The sequence below is a fragment of the Saccharothrix hoggarensis genome (assembly GCF_052936025.1).
Window position 1 is genome coordinate 3107797 of record NZ_CP193624.1, and the last position, 15873, is coordinate 3123669.

Consider the following 15873-nt stretch of genomic DNA (forward strand, 5'->3'; position numbering starts at 1 on the left):
GCCCACCCGGAGGTGGACGGCCCCTCGTCGTCACGCGGACGGCTAGCCGCGGACCATCTTCCGCAGCACGTACTGCATGATGCCGCCGTTGCGGTAGTAGTCCGCCTCACCGGGGGTGTCGATGCGGACGACCGCGTCGAACTCCACCTTCGAGCCGTCCTGCTTCGTCGCCACCACGTGCACCGTGCGCGGCGTCTCGCCGTCGTTCAGCGCGGTGATGCCGGTGAAGTCGAACGTCTCCGTGCCGTCGAGGCCGAGCGACGCCGCCGACGATCCCTCGGGGAACTGCAGCGGCAGGACGCCCATGCCGATCAGGTTCGACCGGTGGATGCGCTCGAACGACTCCGCGATGACGGCGCGCACGCCGAGCAGCGAGGTGCCCTTCGCGGCCCAGTCGCGGGACGAGCCGGAGCCGTACTCCTTGCCCGCCAGCACGACCAGCGGCACGCCCGCCTCGGCGTAGGCCACCGACGCGTCGTAGATGGTCGTCTGCGGCGCGCCCTCCTCCAGGAAGTTGCGGGTGAACCCGCCCTGGACGCCCTGGCCGTTGTCCTCGTCGGCGAGCAGCAGGTTGCGCAGCCGGATGTTGGCGAACGTGCCGCGGATCATCACCTCGTGGTTGCCGCGGCGCGAGCCGTACGAGTTGAAGTCCTTGCGGTCGACGCCGTGCTCGGTCAGGTACCTGCCCGCGGGCGAGTCGGCCTTGATCGAACCGGCCGGCGAGATGTGGTCGGTGGTGACCGAGTCGCCCAGCAGCGCCAGCACGCGCGCGCCGCTGATCTCCGTCACCGGGGACGGCTCCATCCGCATGCCCTCGAAGTACGGGGGCTTGCGGACGTAGGTGGACTGCGGGTCCCACTCGAACGTCTTGCCGGTCGGCGTGGGCAGCGACTGCCAGCGCTGGTCGCCCGCGAACACGTCGGCGTAGCCCTTGGCGAAGCCCTCCGGGGAGATCGACGACGCGACGACCTCGGAGATCTCCTGCGGCGACGGCCAGATGTCCGCCAGGTACACCGGCTTGCCGTCCTGGTCGACGCCCAGCGGCTCGGTGGTGATGTCCTTGTCCATCGAACCGGCCAGCGCGTACGCCACCACGAGCGGCGGGGACGCGAGGTAGTTCATCTTGATGTCCGGGTTGATCCGGCCCTCGAAGTTCCGGTTGCCGGACAGCACGGACACCGCGGCCAGGTCGCCCTGGTTGATGCCCGCCGAGATCTCGTCCTGCAGCGGGCCCGAGTTGCCGATGCACGTGGTGCAGCCGTAGCCGACCAGGTGGAAGCCCAGCTTCTCCAGGTACGGCATGAGGCCGGCGCGCTCGTAGTAGTCCATGACGACCTTGGAGCCCGGCGCGAGGGTGGTCTTCACCCACGGCTTGCGCTCCAGGCCCTTCTCCACGGCCTTCTTCGCCAGCAGCGCCGCGCCGATCATCACCGTCGGGTTGGACGTGTTGGTGCACGACGTGATCGCGGCGATCGCGACCGCGCCGTGGTCGAGCTCGAACTCCGCGCCGTCCAGCGAGACCTTGACCGGGTTGGACGGACGGCCCTCCGCGCCCTCGGCGGCGGACTGGAACACGTGCGGCTTGCCGCCCGCGTCGCCGTCGGACACCGCGATCGGGTCGCTGGCCGGGAACGACTCCTCGGACGCCTCGTCGACCGGCGAGTTCTCCACGCCGTCGGTGTGCGCGACGTAGGCGCCCAGCGCCTGCCGGAACGCCTCCTTGGCGTTGGTCAGCTCGATGCGGTCCTGCGGGCGCTTCGGGCCGGCGATCGACGGCACGACCGTCGACAGGTCCAGCTCCAGCGTCTCGGAGTACACCGGCTCGCGGTCGGCGTCGTGCCAGAGGCCCTGCTCCTTGGCGTAGGCCTCGACCAGCGCCAGCTGGTCGGCCGTGCGGCCGGTCAGCTTCAGGTAGTCGATGGTCTCGCCGTCGATCGGGAAGATCGCGCAGGTGGAGCCGAACTCGGGGCTCATGTTGCCGATGGTGGCGCGGTTGGCCAGCGGCACCGCGCCGACGCCCGAACCGTAGAACTCGACGAACTTGCCGACCACGCCGTGCTTGCGCAGCATCTCGGTGATCGTCAGCACCAGGTCGGTGGCGGTCGCGCCGGGGGGCAGCTCGCCGTGCAGCTTGAAGCCCACCACGCGCGGGATCAGCATGGAGACCGGCTGGCCGAGCATGGCGGCCTCGGCCTCGATGCCGCCGACGCCCCAGCCGAGCACGCCGATGCCGTTGACCATCGTCGTGTGGCTGTCGGTGCCGACCAGCGTGTCCGGGTACGCCTGGCCGTTGCGGGTCATGACCACGCGCGCCAGGTGCTCGATGTTGACCTGGTGCACGATGCCGGTGCCCGGCGGGACGACCTTGAACTCGTCGAACGCGGTCTGGCCCCAGCGCAGGAACTGGTAGCGCTCCTTGTTGCGCTCGTACTCCAGGTCGACGTTCAGCTCGAACGCGTCCGGCCGGCCGAAGATGTCGGCGATCACCGAGTGGTCGATGACCAGCTCGGCGGGAGCCAGCGGGTTGACCTTGGTCGGGTCGCCGCCGAGCTGCGTGACCGCTTCGCGCATGGTGGCCAGGTCGACCACGCACGGCACGCCGGTGAAGTCCTGCATCACCACGCGGGCCGGCGTGAACTGGATCTCCGTGTTCGGCTCGGCCGACGGGTCCCAGCTCCCCAGCGCGCGCACGTGGTCGGCGGTGATGTTCGCGCCGTCCTCGGTCCGCAGCAGGTTCTCCAACAGGATCTTCAAGCTGTACGGCAGGCGCTCGGCGCCGTCGACCGCGCTCAGCCGGAACACCTCGTACGAGGCGTCCCCGACGGTGAGCGTGCCGCGGGCGCCGAAGCTGTCTTTACTGGTGCCTCCAGTGCCGGCTGGCACGGAACTCCCTGGTGCAGTCACGTGAAACTCCATCTGGTGACGCGCGAAGTCGGTTGGGGAACTTCTGCTGAGTCTTCCGCACCGGCCGGCGCGGCGCTCTCCTACCCCAAACAGTACGCGCGTCCTGTATTCGGCTTCAACCCGGCCCTACCTTGACCGGGGCATCATCACACCCGTGGTGCGTCTTGATCGAATCGGCAAGCGGTACGGGCGCGGGCCCTGGGTGCTGCGCGACGTCACGCTGGCCGTGGAACCCGGTGAGGTGGTCGTGCTGCGCGGCGGCAACGGCTCGGGCAAGTCGACCCTGCTGCGGATCGCGGCGGGCGTGCTGGCGCCCTCCACCGGACGGGTGAGCCGCGGCGCGTCGGTGGGGTTCGCGCCGGAGCGGTTCCCGACCGGGGTGCGGCTGTCCGCCCGCGACTACCTGCGCCACCTGGCCGCCGTGCGCGGCGTGCCGGCGCGCTGGGACCTGGTGGAGGCGCTGGGGTTCGTCGGCGACCCGTCCGCGCCGATGGCCACCCTGTCCAAGGGCAACGCGCAGAAGGTGGCGCTGGCCCAGGCGCTGCACGCGACCGACCTGCTCGTGCTCGACGAGCCGTGGTCCGGGCTGGACGCCGCCGCGGGCGGGGTGCTGCGGGGGCTGGTGGCGGAGTCGGAGGCCGCGGTCGTGCTGACCGACCACCACGGGCACGACGTCGCGGGTGCCCGCGAGGTGGTGCTCGGCGCCGTCCGGTCGAGCGGCGTGGTGATCGAACTGGACCGGGTGGGGGAGGCGTTCACGCTGATCAGCGCGTTGGAAGGGGTCTACGAGGCCCAGGCGGTCGGCGCCGGCGCGCGGGTCGAGGTGGAGGCCGGGTTCAGCGACGGCGTGCTGGCCGAGGCGCTGCGCCTGGGCTGCTCGGTGCGGAGCGTGCGGTCGTGAGCGCGGTCGCGGGTGCGGTGGTGGACGTCGCGGGCTCGGTCGTGGGCGCCGCGGGTTCGGTGGTGGGCGTGGTGCGGGCTTCGGGGGTCCGGTGCTGCCCGGACGTGCGGCGGAGGGCGTTCCCGTGACGGCGCTGGTGCGGTACCTGCTCGCGGACGTGCTGCGGACCCAGCGGTGGCTGCCGCCGCTGCTCCTGCACGTGGCCGTGCTCGGCCTGCTCTACTCCTCCGACGCCGGGCCGCCGCTGCCCGCGTACGCGGGGACGTGCGTGCTCGTCTACCCGGTGTCGGTGTGGCTGACGGTGGTGGTCGCGACCGCCGAGGACCCGGTGCGCCGGGCCGTCACCGTCGTCACGGCGGGCGGCTGGGCCCGCGCCCAGGCGGCCGTGACGGCGCTGTCCGTGCTCGGGGCGCTGGGGCTCGCCCTGGTCGCCGCCCTGGCGCCCGTCGTGACGCAGTCCCGCCCGTACCCCCTCGGCACGGTCGCGCAGGGCTTCGCGGCGCTGGCGGTGTGCGCGCTCGTCGGCGTGGGCGTCGGGGTGCTGTGCTGCCGCCCGCTGGTCGACCAGGTCGGCTGGTCCCTGCTGGCGTCCGCCGCGCTCGTCGTCCTGGTGCTCCTGTTCGGCCGCACGCCGCCCGTGGGCAACGTGCTGTGGTCGCTGTCCCACCAGGACGGCGTGACGGTCGCGCTCGCGCTCTCCGGCGCCCTGGCGGCCCTGCTCGTGGTCGGCGCGACCTGGCTCGGGACAGTGGTCGGCCCCCGCCGCGGGTAGTGCTCGCGACGGGGGCCGACCGGGTGAGCCTCGGGGCCTACTTGATGGCCTTGATCAGCTCGTCGATGTCCTTCGGCTCCAGACCGCGCATCAGCGTCAGGGCCAGCTCGCTGTACGTGCGGAAGGGGCTGACGTACCACTTGCCGTCCACCTCGGTGGCGACGACGCCCAGGCCGTCCTTCAGCACCTGCGCGCCGATCCGCGAGATGACGTCGACCGCGGCCGGCGGGATGTCGCTGCCGCCCTGCTGCTCGACCAGCTGCGCGATCTCGTCCGCGCAGAGCCGCTGGGTCTGGCCCTGCGCCTTGGCGGTGTAGCAGTCGCCGTCGCGGCTGACCTCGACCGTCTCGCCCTCGGCCTCGATCACGAGCTTGCGGATCGTGACCAGCTTGCCGCCGGTGACGTCCTTGGCGTCGGTCTCGAGCTCGATCAGCTTCGCGCCCGTCGCGGGCGTGCGGCCGGCCTGCTCCAGGAGCACCGGGCCGACGTCCTGCAGGACGCCCATCTCGTCCGGCGGCAGGAGGGCGATGACGCCCTCGATGTCACCGTCGAGGGCCTTCTCGACCATCGACTTCGCGGCGTCGTTCGCCGAGCCCGCGCCGGCCGGCGCGATGCCCTTGGCGGGCCACTTGAGGTCTTCTTCCTCCAGCGCGGCGTTCGCGATGGTGTAGAAGAGGCTCGGGTACCACTCGTCGCCGACCTTGATGGTGGCGATGCCGATCGGCTTGCCGTCGCGGTCGGCCTTCTCCTTGGCGAAGTCCAGCGTCTCCGTCTGGGGCGAGGCCTTGTCCAGCTCCGCGCCCAGCGCGTCGACGAGCTTGTCCGTCAACGGGATCTGCTTGACGTCCGAGGTGATCGTGATCTTGCCCTCGACCACCTTGTTGATCGTCAGGTGGTCGTTGACCTTCTCCGCGGCGGCGTCGTCGAACTTGATGCCCTCGCTCTTGATCTGGACGCCGCTGAGCTTGTTCGGGTCGGCGTCCTTCTTCAGGATCTCCAGCCGCTTGGCCTCGTCGACCGTGGCCTCGGTGTAGTCCTTGCTGAGCTTGGCCTCGGCGGGCGCCAGGCCGTTCATGATGCCGAGGACGTCACCGCTGCCCAGCGCGCTGAGCAGGTTGTTCGCCGCCGTGGACGGGCTCTCGGAGCCCGCGGCCACGTCGTCGGAGCTGCGCAGCGCCCACACCGTGGCCACCGTGCCCGCGGCCAGCGCCAGGACGGCCACGATCGCCGTGATCACGAGGCCGGTGCGCTTCTTCTTCGGCGGCTCGCCGCCGGCGAAGCCGTAGGGCTGCTGCCCGTAGGGCTGCTGGCCGAAGTCCTGCTGGTGACCCGGCTGCTGGTAACCCGGCTGCTGGGGCTGCGCGAAGCCCTGCGGACCGGTCTGCGGGTAACCCTGCTGCGGCTGGGGGCCGGTCTGCGGGTAGCCACCCTGCTGCGGGTAGCCGCCGCCCTGCTGGGGGTGCCCACCCTGCTGCGGGTAGCCCCCCTGCTGCGGCTGGCCGTACGGGTTGTTCTGCGGTGGCCATTCGCCTCCGCCGCCACCTGGGTAGCTCACGGTGCTCCTCCTGGACTGCTGCTCGCTGTGCGGGTGGTCGCGGTGAGCACGGTGATCGCCCCTGCGATCGCCAGCACAGCACCACCGAGGGTCACGACCGGTCCGGTCAGGCTGATCCCGACCAATGCCCCCTCGCTGCCCCCTTGGACGGCGGCAAGTGCCGCCACCGTTCCCCCAATCGTGCCAAAGAGCAGGGCGAGCCATGAGGCGAACCGCTGAAGTCGTGTGGACCACAGGATCACGCAGCACACCGCGAGCGGGGTCAGCCCCACCCAGACGCCGCGCACGACCTCGCCCGACACGCCGTCCAACCCGGCGAAACCACGCAGAGCGAGTACCTCGTAACTGGTCCTCGTGACCGTCCCGGAACGCAGCCAGGGCAGGAACGTGCCCACCACCGCCGTGACCAAACCGATAACTCCGAGGACCGCGCCCACCTGTCTTCCGCGCATTCCGACATGCTCGCAGGCGTGTGGCACGGTGGGCGCATGAGCGCACGGGAGGTGATGGCCGTCGCACGGCGGATCACCGTGCTCACCGGCGCCGGGGTGTCGGTGGAGTCGGGCGTGCTGCGGTTCCGGTTCGACGCGGCGGCGTTCCTGGCGTCGGCGGCGGTCCGGTGGGCGGCGTGGGAGTCCTGGCTGGACGATCCGATGTGGACGGCCGAGCCCAACGCGGCCCACCACGCGCTGGCGTCGTTGGAGCGGGCCGGCCGGGTGCGGTCGCTGCTGACGCAGAACGTCGACGGGCTGCACCAGCGGGCCGGCTCGACGGTCGTGGAGCTGCACGGGTCGATGGCGCGGGTCTCGTGCGTGTCGTGCGGCGCGGCGAGCGCGATGCGCGACGCGTTGGCGCGGATGCGCGCGGACGGCGTGCCGCCGGACTGCGCGGCGTGCGGCGGCGTCCTGCGGCCGGCGACGGTCGCGTTCGGCGAGCCGCTGCACCCCGACGTGGTGCGCGCGGCGCGGACGGCGGCGGTCGACTGCGACGTGATGCTGGCGGTCGGCACGTCCCTCACCGTCGAGCCCGCCGCGCGGCTGGTGCCGCTCGCGGCCCGCGCCGGCGCGGCCGTCGTCGTCTGCGCCCTCGACCCGACCCCGTACGACTCGCTCGCGGCGGCGGTGGTGCGGGAGCCGGCGTCGTCGGCGCTGCCGGAGCTCGCGGCGGTGCCCGTCGAGGCCACCGGGCCGATTCGGACCTGGGGCGACCCGAGCACCTGGTGACCGCCCGTCCGTGCCGCCCGTCCGTGCCGCCCGTCCGTGCCGCACGGCCACCCCGCCGGGCGCGCGGCACGGCCCGCGCGAACCCGAAGTCCGTCCTGACGTCGGGGCGAGCGGTTCTCCCGGTGGTCCCGCGGACCGGTAGCTGTCGGCCCCAACGGTCGATAACGTGACCACGTATGCGCGTACCCCTGACTGTCGCCGATTTCCTCTACCGGGCGGAGCAGGTCTTCGCCGACACCACGGCCGTCGTGGACGAGCCGAGCCAACCCGCCGCACCCGTGCCCACCACCACCTACGGCCAGTTCGCCGACCGCGTCCGCGCCTGGCAGGCCGGGTTCGACGCCCTCGGCCTCGGCGAGGGCGAACGGGTCGCCGTGGTCAGCCACAACTCCGCCCGGCTGCTCGAACTGCTGCACGCCGTGCCGGGGACGGGACGCGTGTGCGTCCCGATCAACTTCCGCCTGCGGCCCGACGAGGTGTCCTACATCGTCGAGCACAGCGGCGCGTCGGTGCTCCTCGTGGACCCCGAACCGGAGCTGGACCACGTCACCGCCCGCCACCGCTTCGTGCTCGGCGAGCAGACCGAGTCGGAGCTGATGCGCTTCGACGCCGAACCGCGCCCGTGGGGCGAGCCGGACGAGGACGCGACCGCCACCATCAACTACACCTCCGGCACGACGGCCCGGCCCAAGGGCGTCCAGATGACGCACCGCAACATCTGGCTCAACGCGGTCACGTTCGCGCTGCACGCCCGCGCCTGGGAGCGGGACGTCTACCTGCACGTGCTGCCGATGTTCCACTGCAACGGCTGGGGCATGCCGTTCGGCCTCGCCGGCCTGGGCGTGCCGCAGGTCGTGCTCCGCAAGGTCGACGGCACGGAGATCCTCAAGCGGGTCCGCGACCACGGCGTCACGCTGATCTGCGGCGCGCCCGCCGTGTGGAACGCCGTCCTCGACGCCGCCCAGGACTGGGACGGCGAGGTCCCCGGCCGCGACCGGGTCCGCATCGTTTGCGCGGGCGCGCCACCGCCCAGCCGCACGATCGCCCGCGTCGGCGAGGAGCTGGGCTGGGAGTTCCTCCAGCTCTACGGCCTGACCGAGACGTCGCCGCTGCTCACCTTCAACCGCTCACGACCGGGTGATGACGCGCTGTCGGCGGAGGAGCGGGCGCGGAAGCTGTCGCGGGCCGGTGCGCCGGGCCTGGGCGTGCGGCTGAAGGTGTCCGAGTCCGGCGAGGTGCTGGCCCGCGGGAACGTCGTCATGGCGGGCTACTGGGAGAACCCGGAGGCCACGGCGGAGGCGCTGGAGGGCGGCTGGTTCCACACCGGCGACGGCGGCTCGCTGGACGACGAGGGCCACCTCACGATCTCCGACCGCAAGAAGGACGTGATCATCACCGGCGGGGAGAACGTGTCGTCCATCGAGGTGGAGGACGCCCTGTTCAGCCACCCCGCGGTGGCCGAGGCGGCGGTGATCGGGGTGCCGCACGAGAAGTGGGGTGAAACGATCAAGGCGCTGATCGTCAGGGCCGAGGGCGCGGACGTCACCGAGGCCGAGCTGATCGCCCACTGCAAGGCCCGGCTCGCCGGGTACAAGGCGCCGACGTCGGTGGAGTTCCGCGACGCCATCCCGCGCACCGCGACCGGCAAGGTGCAGAAGTTCAAGCTGCGCGAGCCGTACTGGGCCGACCTCGACCGCAAGGTCAACTGAGGGTGCGCCTCCCGCCCCTCCTGTGACCCGAGTGGTTGAAGTTCACGCTGTGTCCATTGGAAACGGTGTGGCAGGAGTGGCACAGTTCCGAGACGTGTCCGTGTCGCGCCATTCGGAGCAACGCGGATGGGCCGAGCGGCGGGAGGCGGGTGTCGTGACTCGATGGGTGCTCTCGGTGGTGGTCGCGTTGACGGCCGTGCCGGTCCTCGCCGGCACGGCGCTCGCCGTGCCGCCCCCACCGCCCAATCCGAGCGACGCCGAGATCAGCGCCGGCCGGCAGGAGGCCGACACGAAGGCCGCCCGCGTCGGTGAGCTGACCGGTCGGCTGACCGACGCCGAGGCGCGCCTGCACCAGCTGAACGACGACGTGGCCGCCAAGATGGAGCTCGCGAACAAGGCCAGGGTCGACCTGGAGGCCGCGCAGGGTGAGGCGGACAAGGCCCGGCAGGACGCGGACGCGGCGCGGGTCGAGGCCGAGGCCGCCGGCCAGGCCGTCGAGGACGCCCGCGCGCAGCTCGACGAGTTCGCGGCCGCCAGCTACCAGCAGGGCAGCGTCATCGGCTCCGTGTCCGCCTACTTCGGCGCGACCAGCCCGGAGGACCTGCTGGCCCGCGCCCAACTGCTGGAGGCCGTCAGCGAGTCGAGCCTCGACGCGCTGGACGACGTCGAGCGCATGCGGTCGGAGAAGGGGAACAAGGACGCGGCCGCCCGCGCCGCGCTGGACCTGGCCGACGAGAAGCAGGCCGCCGCCGACCAGGCGAAGCGGGACGCGGACGCCGCCCAGGCCACCGCCGTCGAGGCGCAGCGCGGCCAGGCCGCCGCCGCGCAGGCCATCCAGGACGACAGGGCCCGCGTCGAGGGCGAGCTGGACCAGGCGCTGACCGCGGTGCAGGGGCTGGAGGGGCAGCGCGTCCAGTACAACCAGTGGCTGGACCAGAAGCGCCGCGAGGACGAGGAGGCGGCCCGGCAGGCGGCGCTGGCCGCGGCCGCCCCGAAGCCGCAGGCTCCCGCCGCGCCGCGCCCGCAACCCGTGGTCGCGCCGAGCGCCGGCGGCGTGGAGACCGTCATCGCCCGCGCCATGCAGCAGCTCGGCGTCCGGTACTCGTGGGGCGGCGGCAACTACCAGGGCCCGACGGTCGGCATCCGGGACGGTGGCGTCGGCGACGCCCACGGCGACTACTACTCCGTCGGCTTCGACTGCTCCGGCCTGATGATGTACGCGTTCGCGGGCGTGGGGATCTTCCTGCCGCACTACAGCGGGTACCAGTACAACGCGGGCCGCAAGGTGCCGCTCGCCCAGGCGCAGCGCGGGGACATGCTGTTCTGGGGCCCGGGCGGCGGCACGCACGTCGCCCTCTACCTGGGCGGCGGCATGATGGTCGAGGCGCCGTACTCGGGGTCGTCGGTGCGCGTCGCCCCCGTCCGGTACGGCGGGATCATGCCGTACGCGACCCGCCTGCTGTAGCCGTCACCGGCGGTCGCCCACCGGTTCCAGCCGCAGGGCCCGCACCTCCTCGCGCAGCGCGCGGACCTCCTGGACCAGCCGGTCGTCGACGGCGGTCGGCTTCGCCGGCGCGTCCGACTCCATCGCGCCGCACACGACGGCGATGAACAGGTTCAGCATGGTGAACGTGCCGACCAGCAGGTAGACCAGGAAGAACACCCAGGCCAGCGGCTGGGCGACCATCAGGTCCCGCATGACGTCCGACCAGCCGTCGCCGGTGGTGATCTGGAACAGCGTCAGCAGGGTCGAGCCGAGGTCGCCGAACCGCGGGTCGCCGCTCGGGCGGAACAGGTTGATCGCGACGACGCTGCCGACGTACAGCATCAGCACCAGCAGGCCGGACAGCGACAGCAGGCCGGGGATCGACTTGACCAGCGCCGTCACCACGCGCCGCATGCTCGGCACCATCGAGACCAGCCGCAACGCGCGCAGCACGCGCAGCGACCGGATCACCGACAGCGCGCCGGCGGCGGGCAGCAGGGACACCCCGATGACGACGAAGTCGAAGCAGTTCCAGGGGTCGCGGAAGAACCGGAGGCGGTGCGCGTAGAGGCGGGCGGCCAGTTCGGCGACGAAGACCGCGAGGGCGACGCGGTCCACCGCGCCGAGCACGCCGCCGTGCGCCGCGACGAGCGCGGGCGACGTCTCGCACCCCAGGGCGATCGCGTTGACCACGATCACCCCGATCACCAGCCGTTGGAAGCGCCTGCCGTCCACGACGTCGCGGACGCGGTCGCGCAAAGCCATGCGGAACTCCTTCTGCACGCGGGGAGGTGGCTCGATCGAGCACCGAGCCCATCGGCGTGCCGCCGGCACGGCTTGAGGTGATTCACCTGGTCGTGCGGAAGGACCACTCGGGCTGCCGGTCGGTTCTCGGCGATGTGGTCGCGGTGGCCGGTCGATTCCGATCTCCGGGTGGATATGAACCCTCATTCGCGGTGATCCCGGAAATGTGTCCCGAGAATTGCGGATGAATGGTCTTGATCACCCGAATGCGCGACGCGGATTCGGTAACGTCGAGGGTTGCGGGAGGAAGTCAAGTCCAGGGGGGACCATGACGGCCGGCCACTTGATGTGCCACGAAGGCGACGTGCGCGGGGGGAGACGCGGGGGAGGGCCACCGGGCCGCGGGTCCGCGCATGCCGCGGGCGGCTCACCCGGGGCGGTTCCCGCCCGACCGCGGTCGGTCTGCGCGTCGCGATGAACGGCGGCTTCCACCAGGCGGTGCTCGAACGGGCGGACGCCGCGGTGCTCGTGGTCGACCCGACGGACCTCGGCGTGCGGTGGGCGTCCCCGGCGGCCCGGCGGCTGTTCGGCGGCGCGTCCGGCGTGCTGCCCGACCTGGTCGCGAGCGGTGACGCGGCGGCCGTCGGCACGTTCCTGCAGGCGGCGGGCCGCACCGGCTCGTCGCGGTGCTCGTGCGCGGTGCCCGTGGAGGGCTCCACGCACCGGCGCGTCGACCTCGTCGCCCGCGACCTGAGCGACGACCCCGCCGTGGGCGGGCTCGTGGTGGTCGCGCTCGACGTCACGGGCTGGGCGGAGACGGCGGACGAGCTGGGCAGCAGGCTCAACACCGACGCGTTGACGGGCCTGGCGAACCGCACCGGGTTCCTGCCCCGGCTGGAGCAGGCCGTGCGCGGCGCGCCGGGCACGGTGCTGGTGTTCCTCGACCTCGATCAGTTCAAGGACGTCAACGACCGCCACGGCCACGCCGCGGGCGACCACGTGCTGCGCCTGGTGGCGTCCCGGCTGGCCGCCGTGGTCGCCGGCCGCGGCACGGCGGCGCGGCTCGGCGGCGACGAGTTCGTCGTCCTGCTGGACCGGCTGGACGAGCAGCAGGCGATCGCCGCCGCGCACGAGATCCTGGCCGTGATCGCGTTGCCGGTGACGTTGGCGGAGGGCGTCGTGCGGGTGTCGGTGTCGGCGGGCATCACGTTCGTCCGGGCCGGCCACGGCGCCGAGGACCTGCTGCACCAGGCGGACCTCGCGATGTACCGGGCGAAGACGATCGGCCCGGTGGGCGTCGCGCTGTACGACGAGGCGCTGGAGGACTGGGCGCTGGCGCGCAAGCACCAGGTGGACCGGCTCGCCGAACGGCTGGAGGAGCTGCACGCGGAGAACCGGGCGCTGGCCGAGGCGGCGACCATCGACCAGCGGACCGGCCTGCCGAACCCGGCGACGTTCGACGCCGACCACGCGCTGCGCAACCGCGTCGGCGAGCCGTACAGCCTGCTGCTGGTCGACATCGACCGCTTCCACGCCTACAACACGCTGTACCACTACCTGGCCGGGCACGAGACGCTGCGCCGGGTCGGCGAGGCGATCAGCCGCACCGCCCGCGCCGGCGACCGCGCGTACCGGTACGGGGGCGAGGAGTTCACCGTGCTGCTGCCGGACACCCGGCTGGACGGCGCGCTGGCGCTGGGCGAGCGCATCCGGCGGGCGGTGGAGCAGCTCGGCGTCGAGCACCGGGGCAACGCCGGGGGAGTGGTGACGGTGTCGATCGGCGCGGTGGAGGTGCTGCCCGGCGCGTCGGTCACCGACGCGGTCGAGGCGGCCAGCGTCGCGGTGCTGGAGGCCAAGGACGCGGGCCGCAACCGGGTGGTGGGCCGGCGGACCGCCGGGTGAGGCGTCGGCCTGCCGGGACGAGGCGCGTCGCGGGCTCCCCCGCGGGGTCGATCGGCCCGGTTGAGCCGCACTCACCCGCACGGCGCTCTGATGCTCTGTTCAGCCCAACAAACAACCACGGACAGTAGATAAATGGGGCGAATTCATCTCGACTACATGAATTGAGTTGGGCCGACCTGGTGAACGGGTGTGACCAGGAGTTAGTAACCTCCCGTGAACCACGACTCGATGCAGCACTTCTCGGCCGGTCTCTCCACCCTGGTCCTCGCCTACGTCGTCTCCGTGATCGGCTCGCTGATCGGCCTCGCGTGCATGGCCCGCGCCCGCGCCGAGCCCGTCCGCCGCGCGAAGGTGCGCTGGACGGTGCTGGGCGCGATCTCCATCGGGGGCGTCGCCATCTGGCTCATGCACTTCATCGCCATGCTCGGCTTCGACGTCCCCGGCGCGGCGATCAAGTACTCCGCGCCGCTGACCGCGCTGTCCGCCGTGGTGGCGATCGGCGTCGTCGGCCTCGGGCTGTCGCTCGTCACGCTCGTCCGGTTCACCAGGACGCGGCTGCTCGTGGCGGGCGCGCTGGCCGGGCTCGGCGTCGCCGGCATGCACTACCTGGGCATGTCCGCGATCCGGTTCAAGGGCGAGCTCTCGTACGACACGACCCTCGTCGTCCTGTCGTGCGTCATCGCCGTGGTCGCGGCGACCGCCGCGTTCTGGTTCACCCTGGTCGTCAAGACGACCGCGGCGCGGTTCGCCGCCGGCCTGATCATGGGCGTGGCGGTCACCGGCATGCACTACACCGGCATGGCCGCGGTGCGGGTGGACGTCGACCCGCTGGTGGTCGCGCCGTCCGGCACGACGGTGTTCGACCTGGTGTTCCCGGTGTTCGTCACGAGCGCGCTGGTGGTGGCGGTCCTGCTGTGGATGCTGTTCACCGCCGACGACGAGGCGCTGGGCGAGCCCGCCTAGCCGCGTACGGTGTGGCCGTGGTGTCGTGGACGGCGGTGGTCCTGGCCGGGGGGCGGGGCAGCAGGCTGGGCGGTGTCGACAAGGCCGCGGTCGTGGTCGACGGCCGCACGCTGCTCGACCACGTGCTGGACGCGGTGGCCGGCGCGCGGGCGACCGTCGTCGTGGGACCGCGCAAGGACGACGTGCCCGGCGTGACGTGGGCGCGGGAGGAACCGCCCGGCGGTGGACCGCTGGCGGGCCTGGCCGCCGGGCTCGCGCACGTCCGCACCGACCTCGTGGTCGTGCTGGCGGTGGACCAGCCGGGCCTCACCCGGTCCACAGTGGACCGCCTGCTCGCGGCGGTGGCCGACAGCGGCGCGGTGCTCGTGGACGAGGGCGGCCGCCTCCAGTGGCTCGCCGGCGCGTGGCGCGTCGCGGCGCTGCGCCGGGCGCTGCCCGCCGACCCGCGGGACGTCTCGATGCGGTCGGTGCTCGGGCCGCTCGACCCGGTGACCGTTCTCGCCCGACCGGGTGAGGCGCGTGACGTGGACACCCCGCGGGACCTCACCCGCTGACACCGGGCCGGACCCCTTCACAAGAGCCATACCGTCCTCAGGGGAGACTGGGCAAGAGTCGTACAACCCTGTCGAGGAGGACCTTTGTCCGAGCCCGCCGCCGAGGCGCCCCACACGCCGGCTCGTGACGCCCAGTTGCTCGAACGCACCGTGTTCGAGGTCAAGCGGGTGATCGTCGGGCAGGACCGGCTGGTCGAGCGGATGCTCGTCGGCCTGCTCGCCAAGGGCCACCTGCTGCTGGAGGGCGTGCCCGGCGTGGCGAAGACGCTGGCCGTGGAGACGTTCGCCAACGTCGTCGGCGGGTCGTTCTCGCGCGTCCAGTTCACCCCCGACCTGGTTCCCGCCGACATCCTCGGCACCCGCATCTACCGCCAGGGCAGCGAGACGTTCGACGTCGAGCTCGGCCCCGTGGTGGCGAACTTCGTGCTCGCCGACGAGATCAACCGCGCGCCCGCCAAGGTGCAGTCGGCGATGCTGGAGGTCATGGCCGAGCGGCACGTGTCCATCGGCGGCAAGACGTTCCCGATGCCCAACCCGTTCCTGGTCCTGGCCACCCAGAACCCGATCGAGAACGAGGGCGTCTACCCCCTGCCCGAGGCGCAGCGCGACCGGTTCCTGTTCAAGATCCAGGTCGAGTACCCGACGGCCGAGGAGGAGCGGGAGATCGTCTACCGCATGGGCGTCGAGCCGCCCGTGCCCAGCCAGGTGCTCGGCCCGGACGAGCTGGTCCGCCTGCAGGGCGTGGCCTCCCGGGTGTTCGTGCACCACGCGCTGGTCGACTACGTGGTGCGGCTGGTCATCGCGACCCGCGCGCCCAAGGAGCACCAGCTCACCGACGTCGCCGGGTGGGTCGCGTACGGCGCCTCGCCGCGCGCCAGCCTCGGCATCATCGCCGCCGCCCGCGCCCTGGCGCTGGTGCGCGGGCGCGACTACGTGCTGCCGCAGGACATCGTGGACGTCGTGCCGGACGTGCTGCGGCACCGCCTGGTGCTGTCCTACGACGCCCTCGCCGACGGCGTCCCGCTGGACCACATCATCACCCGGGTGCTCCAGACCGTGCCGCTGCCGCAGGTCTCGGCACGTCCGCAGACGCCCCAGCCCGCGGGCAGGCCGTGACCGAGCCCACCGAAGCGACCCCGGCCCGCCCGAACTGGGCGCCG

Annotated in this window: 14 protein-coding genes; 10 read left to right on the top strand and 4 right to left on the bottom strand. The window is 72.5% G+C overall.

All coding sequences use genetic code 11. From position 1 onward, the window contains the following. Window positions 1-42: 42 nt before the first annotated feature. Window positions 43-2883, bottom strand: coding sequence for an aconitate hydratase (locus ACRAKH_RS14495; RefSeq protein ID WP_380725054.1), 2841 nt, complete (start codon window positions 2881-2883; stop codon window positions 43-45). A gap of 178 nt (window positions 2884-3061) precedes the next feature. Here ACRAKH_RS14495 and ACRAKH_RS14500 point away from each other — a divergent pair, with 178 nt between their 5' ends. From ACRAKH_RS14500 to ACRAKH_RS14510, 3 genes are read left to right on the top strand one after another with little or no spacing between them, the layout of a single operon-like run. Continuing rightward, complete coding sequence (locus ACRAKH_RS14500; protein WP_380725055.1) at window positions 3062-3805, top strand: ABC transporter ATP-binding protein; 744 nt, start codon at window positions 3062-3064, stop codon at window positions 3803-3805. Next, window positions 3802-3933, top strand: a complete 132-nt coding sequence (locus tag ACRAKH_RS14505; protein WP_380725056.1) for a hypothetical protein — start codon at window positions 3802-3804, stop codon at window positions 3931-3933. The genes ACRAKH_RS14500 and ACRAKH_RS14505 overlap by 4 nt, the downstream gene beginning before the upstream one ends. Then, window positions 3930-4577, top strand: a complete 648-nt coding sequence (locus ACRAKH_RS14510) for a hypothetical protein (protein ID WP_447009871.1) — start codon at window positions 3930-3932, stop codon at window positions 4575-4577. Before ACRAKH_RS14505 ends, ACRAKH_RS14510 begins: the two co-directional genes overlap by 4 nt. 37 nt (window positions 4578-4614) lie before the next feature. Here ACRAKH_RS14510 and ACRAKH_RS14515 read toward each other — a convergent pair whose 3' ends face one another. Together ACRAKH_RS14515 and ACRAKH_RS14520 are read right to left on the bottom strand one after the other, a co-directional pair. Further along, complete coding sequence (locus tag ACRAKH_RS14515; RefSeq protein WP_380725058.1) at window positions 4615-6132, bottom strand: flagellar basal body protein FliL; 1518 nt, start codon at window positions 6130-6132, stop codon at window positions 4615-4617. Next, the gene (locus ACRAKH_RS14520) at window positions 6129-6569 is read right to left on the bottom strand and encodes a hypothetical protein (protein ID WP_380725059.1); all 441 of its coding nucleotides are present in this window, start codon (window positions 6567-6569) and stop codon (window positions 6129-6131) included. The genes ACRAKH_RS14515 and ACRAKH_RS14520 overlap by 4 nt, the downstream gene beginning before the upstream one ends. Before the next feature lie 51 nt (window positions 6570-6620). Here ACRAKH_RS14520 and ACRAKH_RS14525 point away from each other — a divergent pair, with 51 nt between their 5' ends. The 3 genes from ACRAKH_RS14525 (at window position 6621) to ACRAKH_RS14535 (ending at window position 10529) form a co-directional block, all read left to right on the top strand. Further along, window positions 6621-7355, top strand: a complete 735-nt coding sequence (locus ACRAKH_RS14525; protein ID WP_447009872.1) for an SIR2 family NAD-dependent protein deacylase — start codon at window positions 6621-6623, stop codon at window positions 7353-7355. Between the two features lie 176 nt (window positions 7356-7531). Continuing rightward, entirely contained in the window at window positions 7532-9064 is a 1533-nt protein-coding gene (locus ACRAKH_RS14530; RefSeq protein WP_380730384.1) for an AMP-binding protein, read from the top strand. A 154-nt stretch (window positions 9065-9218) separates the two neighbouring features. Next, window positions 9219-10529, top strand: coding sequence for an NlpC/P60 family protein (locus ACRAKH_RS14535; RefSeq protein WP_447009873.1), 1311 nt, complete (start codon window positions 9219-9221; stop codon window positions 10527-10529). Window positions 10530-10532: 3 nt separating this feature from the next. Here the strand turns inward: ACRAKH_RS14535 and ACRAKH_RS14540 are convergent, their stop codons facing one another. Beyond that, window positions 10533-11315 carry an ion transporter gene (locus ACRAKH_RS14540; protein ID WP_380728449.1) on the bottom strand — a complete coding sequence of 261 codons (783 nt, stop codon included), beginning with the start codon at window positions 11313-11315 and terminating at the stop codon, window positions 10533-10535. A gap of 453 nt (window positions 11316-11768) precedes the next feature. On the opposite strand from ACRAKH_RS14540, the gene ACRAKH_RS14545 reads away from it, so the two are divergent. The 4 genes from ACRAKH_RS14545 (at window position 11769) to ACRAKH_RS14560 (ending at window position 15829) form a co-directional block, all read left to right on the top strand. After that, on the top strand, window positions 11769-13196 hold the full coding sequence (locus ACRAKH_RS14545) for a diguanylate cyclase domain-containing protein (protein WP_447009874.1): 1428 nt from the start codon (window positions 11769-11771) through the stop codon (window positions 13194-13196). A 213-nt stretch (window positions 13197-13409) separates the two neighbouring features. After that, window positions 13410-14159, top strand: coding sequence for an MHYT domain-containing protein (locus ACRAKH_RS14550; protein ID WP_380728445.1), 750 nt, complete (start codon window positions 13410-13412; stop codon window positions 14157-14159). A 17-nt stretch (window positions 14160-14176) separates the two neighbouring features. Next, window positions 14177-14713, top strand: coding sequence for a molybdenum cofactor guanylyltransferase (gene mobA, locus ACRAKH_RS14555; protein ID WP_380728443.1), 537 nt, complete (start codon window positions 14177-14179; stop codon window positions 14711-14713). An 84-nt stretch (window positions 14714-14797) separates the two neighbouring features. Then, entirely contained in the window at window positions 14798-15829 is a 1032-nt protein-coding gene (locus ACRAKH_RS14560; protein ID WP_380728441.1) for an AAA family ATPase, read from the top strand. Window positions 15830-15873: the final 44 nt, after the last annotated feature.

Coding starts and splice junctions, on each gene's coding strand:
- ACRAKH_RS14525 (WP_447009872.1), top strand. CDS start 6,621: ATGAGCGCACGGGAGGTGATGGCCGTCGCACGGCGGATCACCGTGCTC.
- ACRAKH_RS14530 (WP_380730384.1), top strand. CDS start 7,532: ATGCGCGTACCCCTGACTGTCGCCGATTTCCTCTACCGGGCGGAGCAG.
- ACRAKH_RS14540 (WP_380728449.1), bottom strand. CDS start 11,315: ATGGCTTTGCGCGACCGCGTCCGCGACGTCGTGGACGGCAGGCGCTTC.
- ACRAKH_RS14545 (WP_447009874.1), top strand. CDS start 11,769: ATGAACGGCGGCTTCCACCAGGCGGTGCTCGAACGGGCGGACGCCGCG.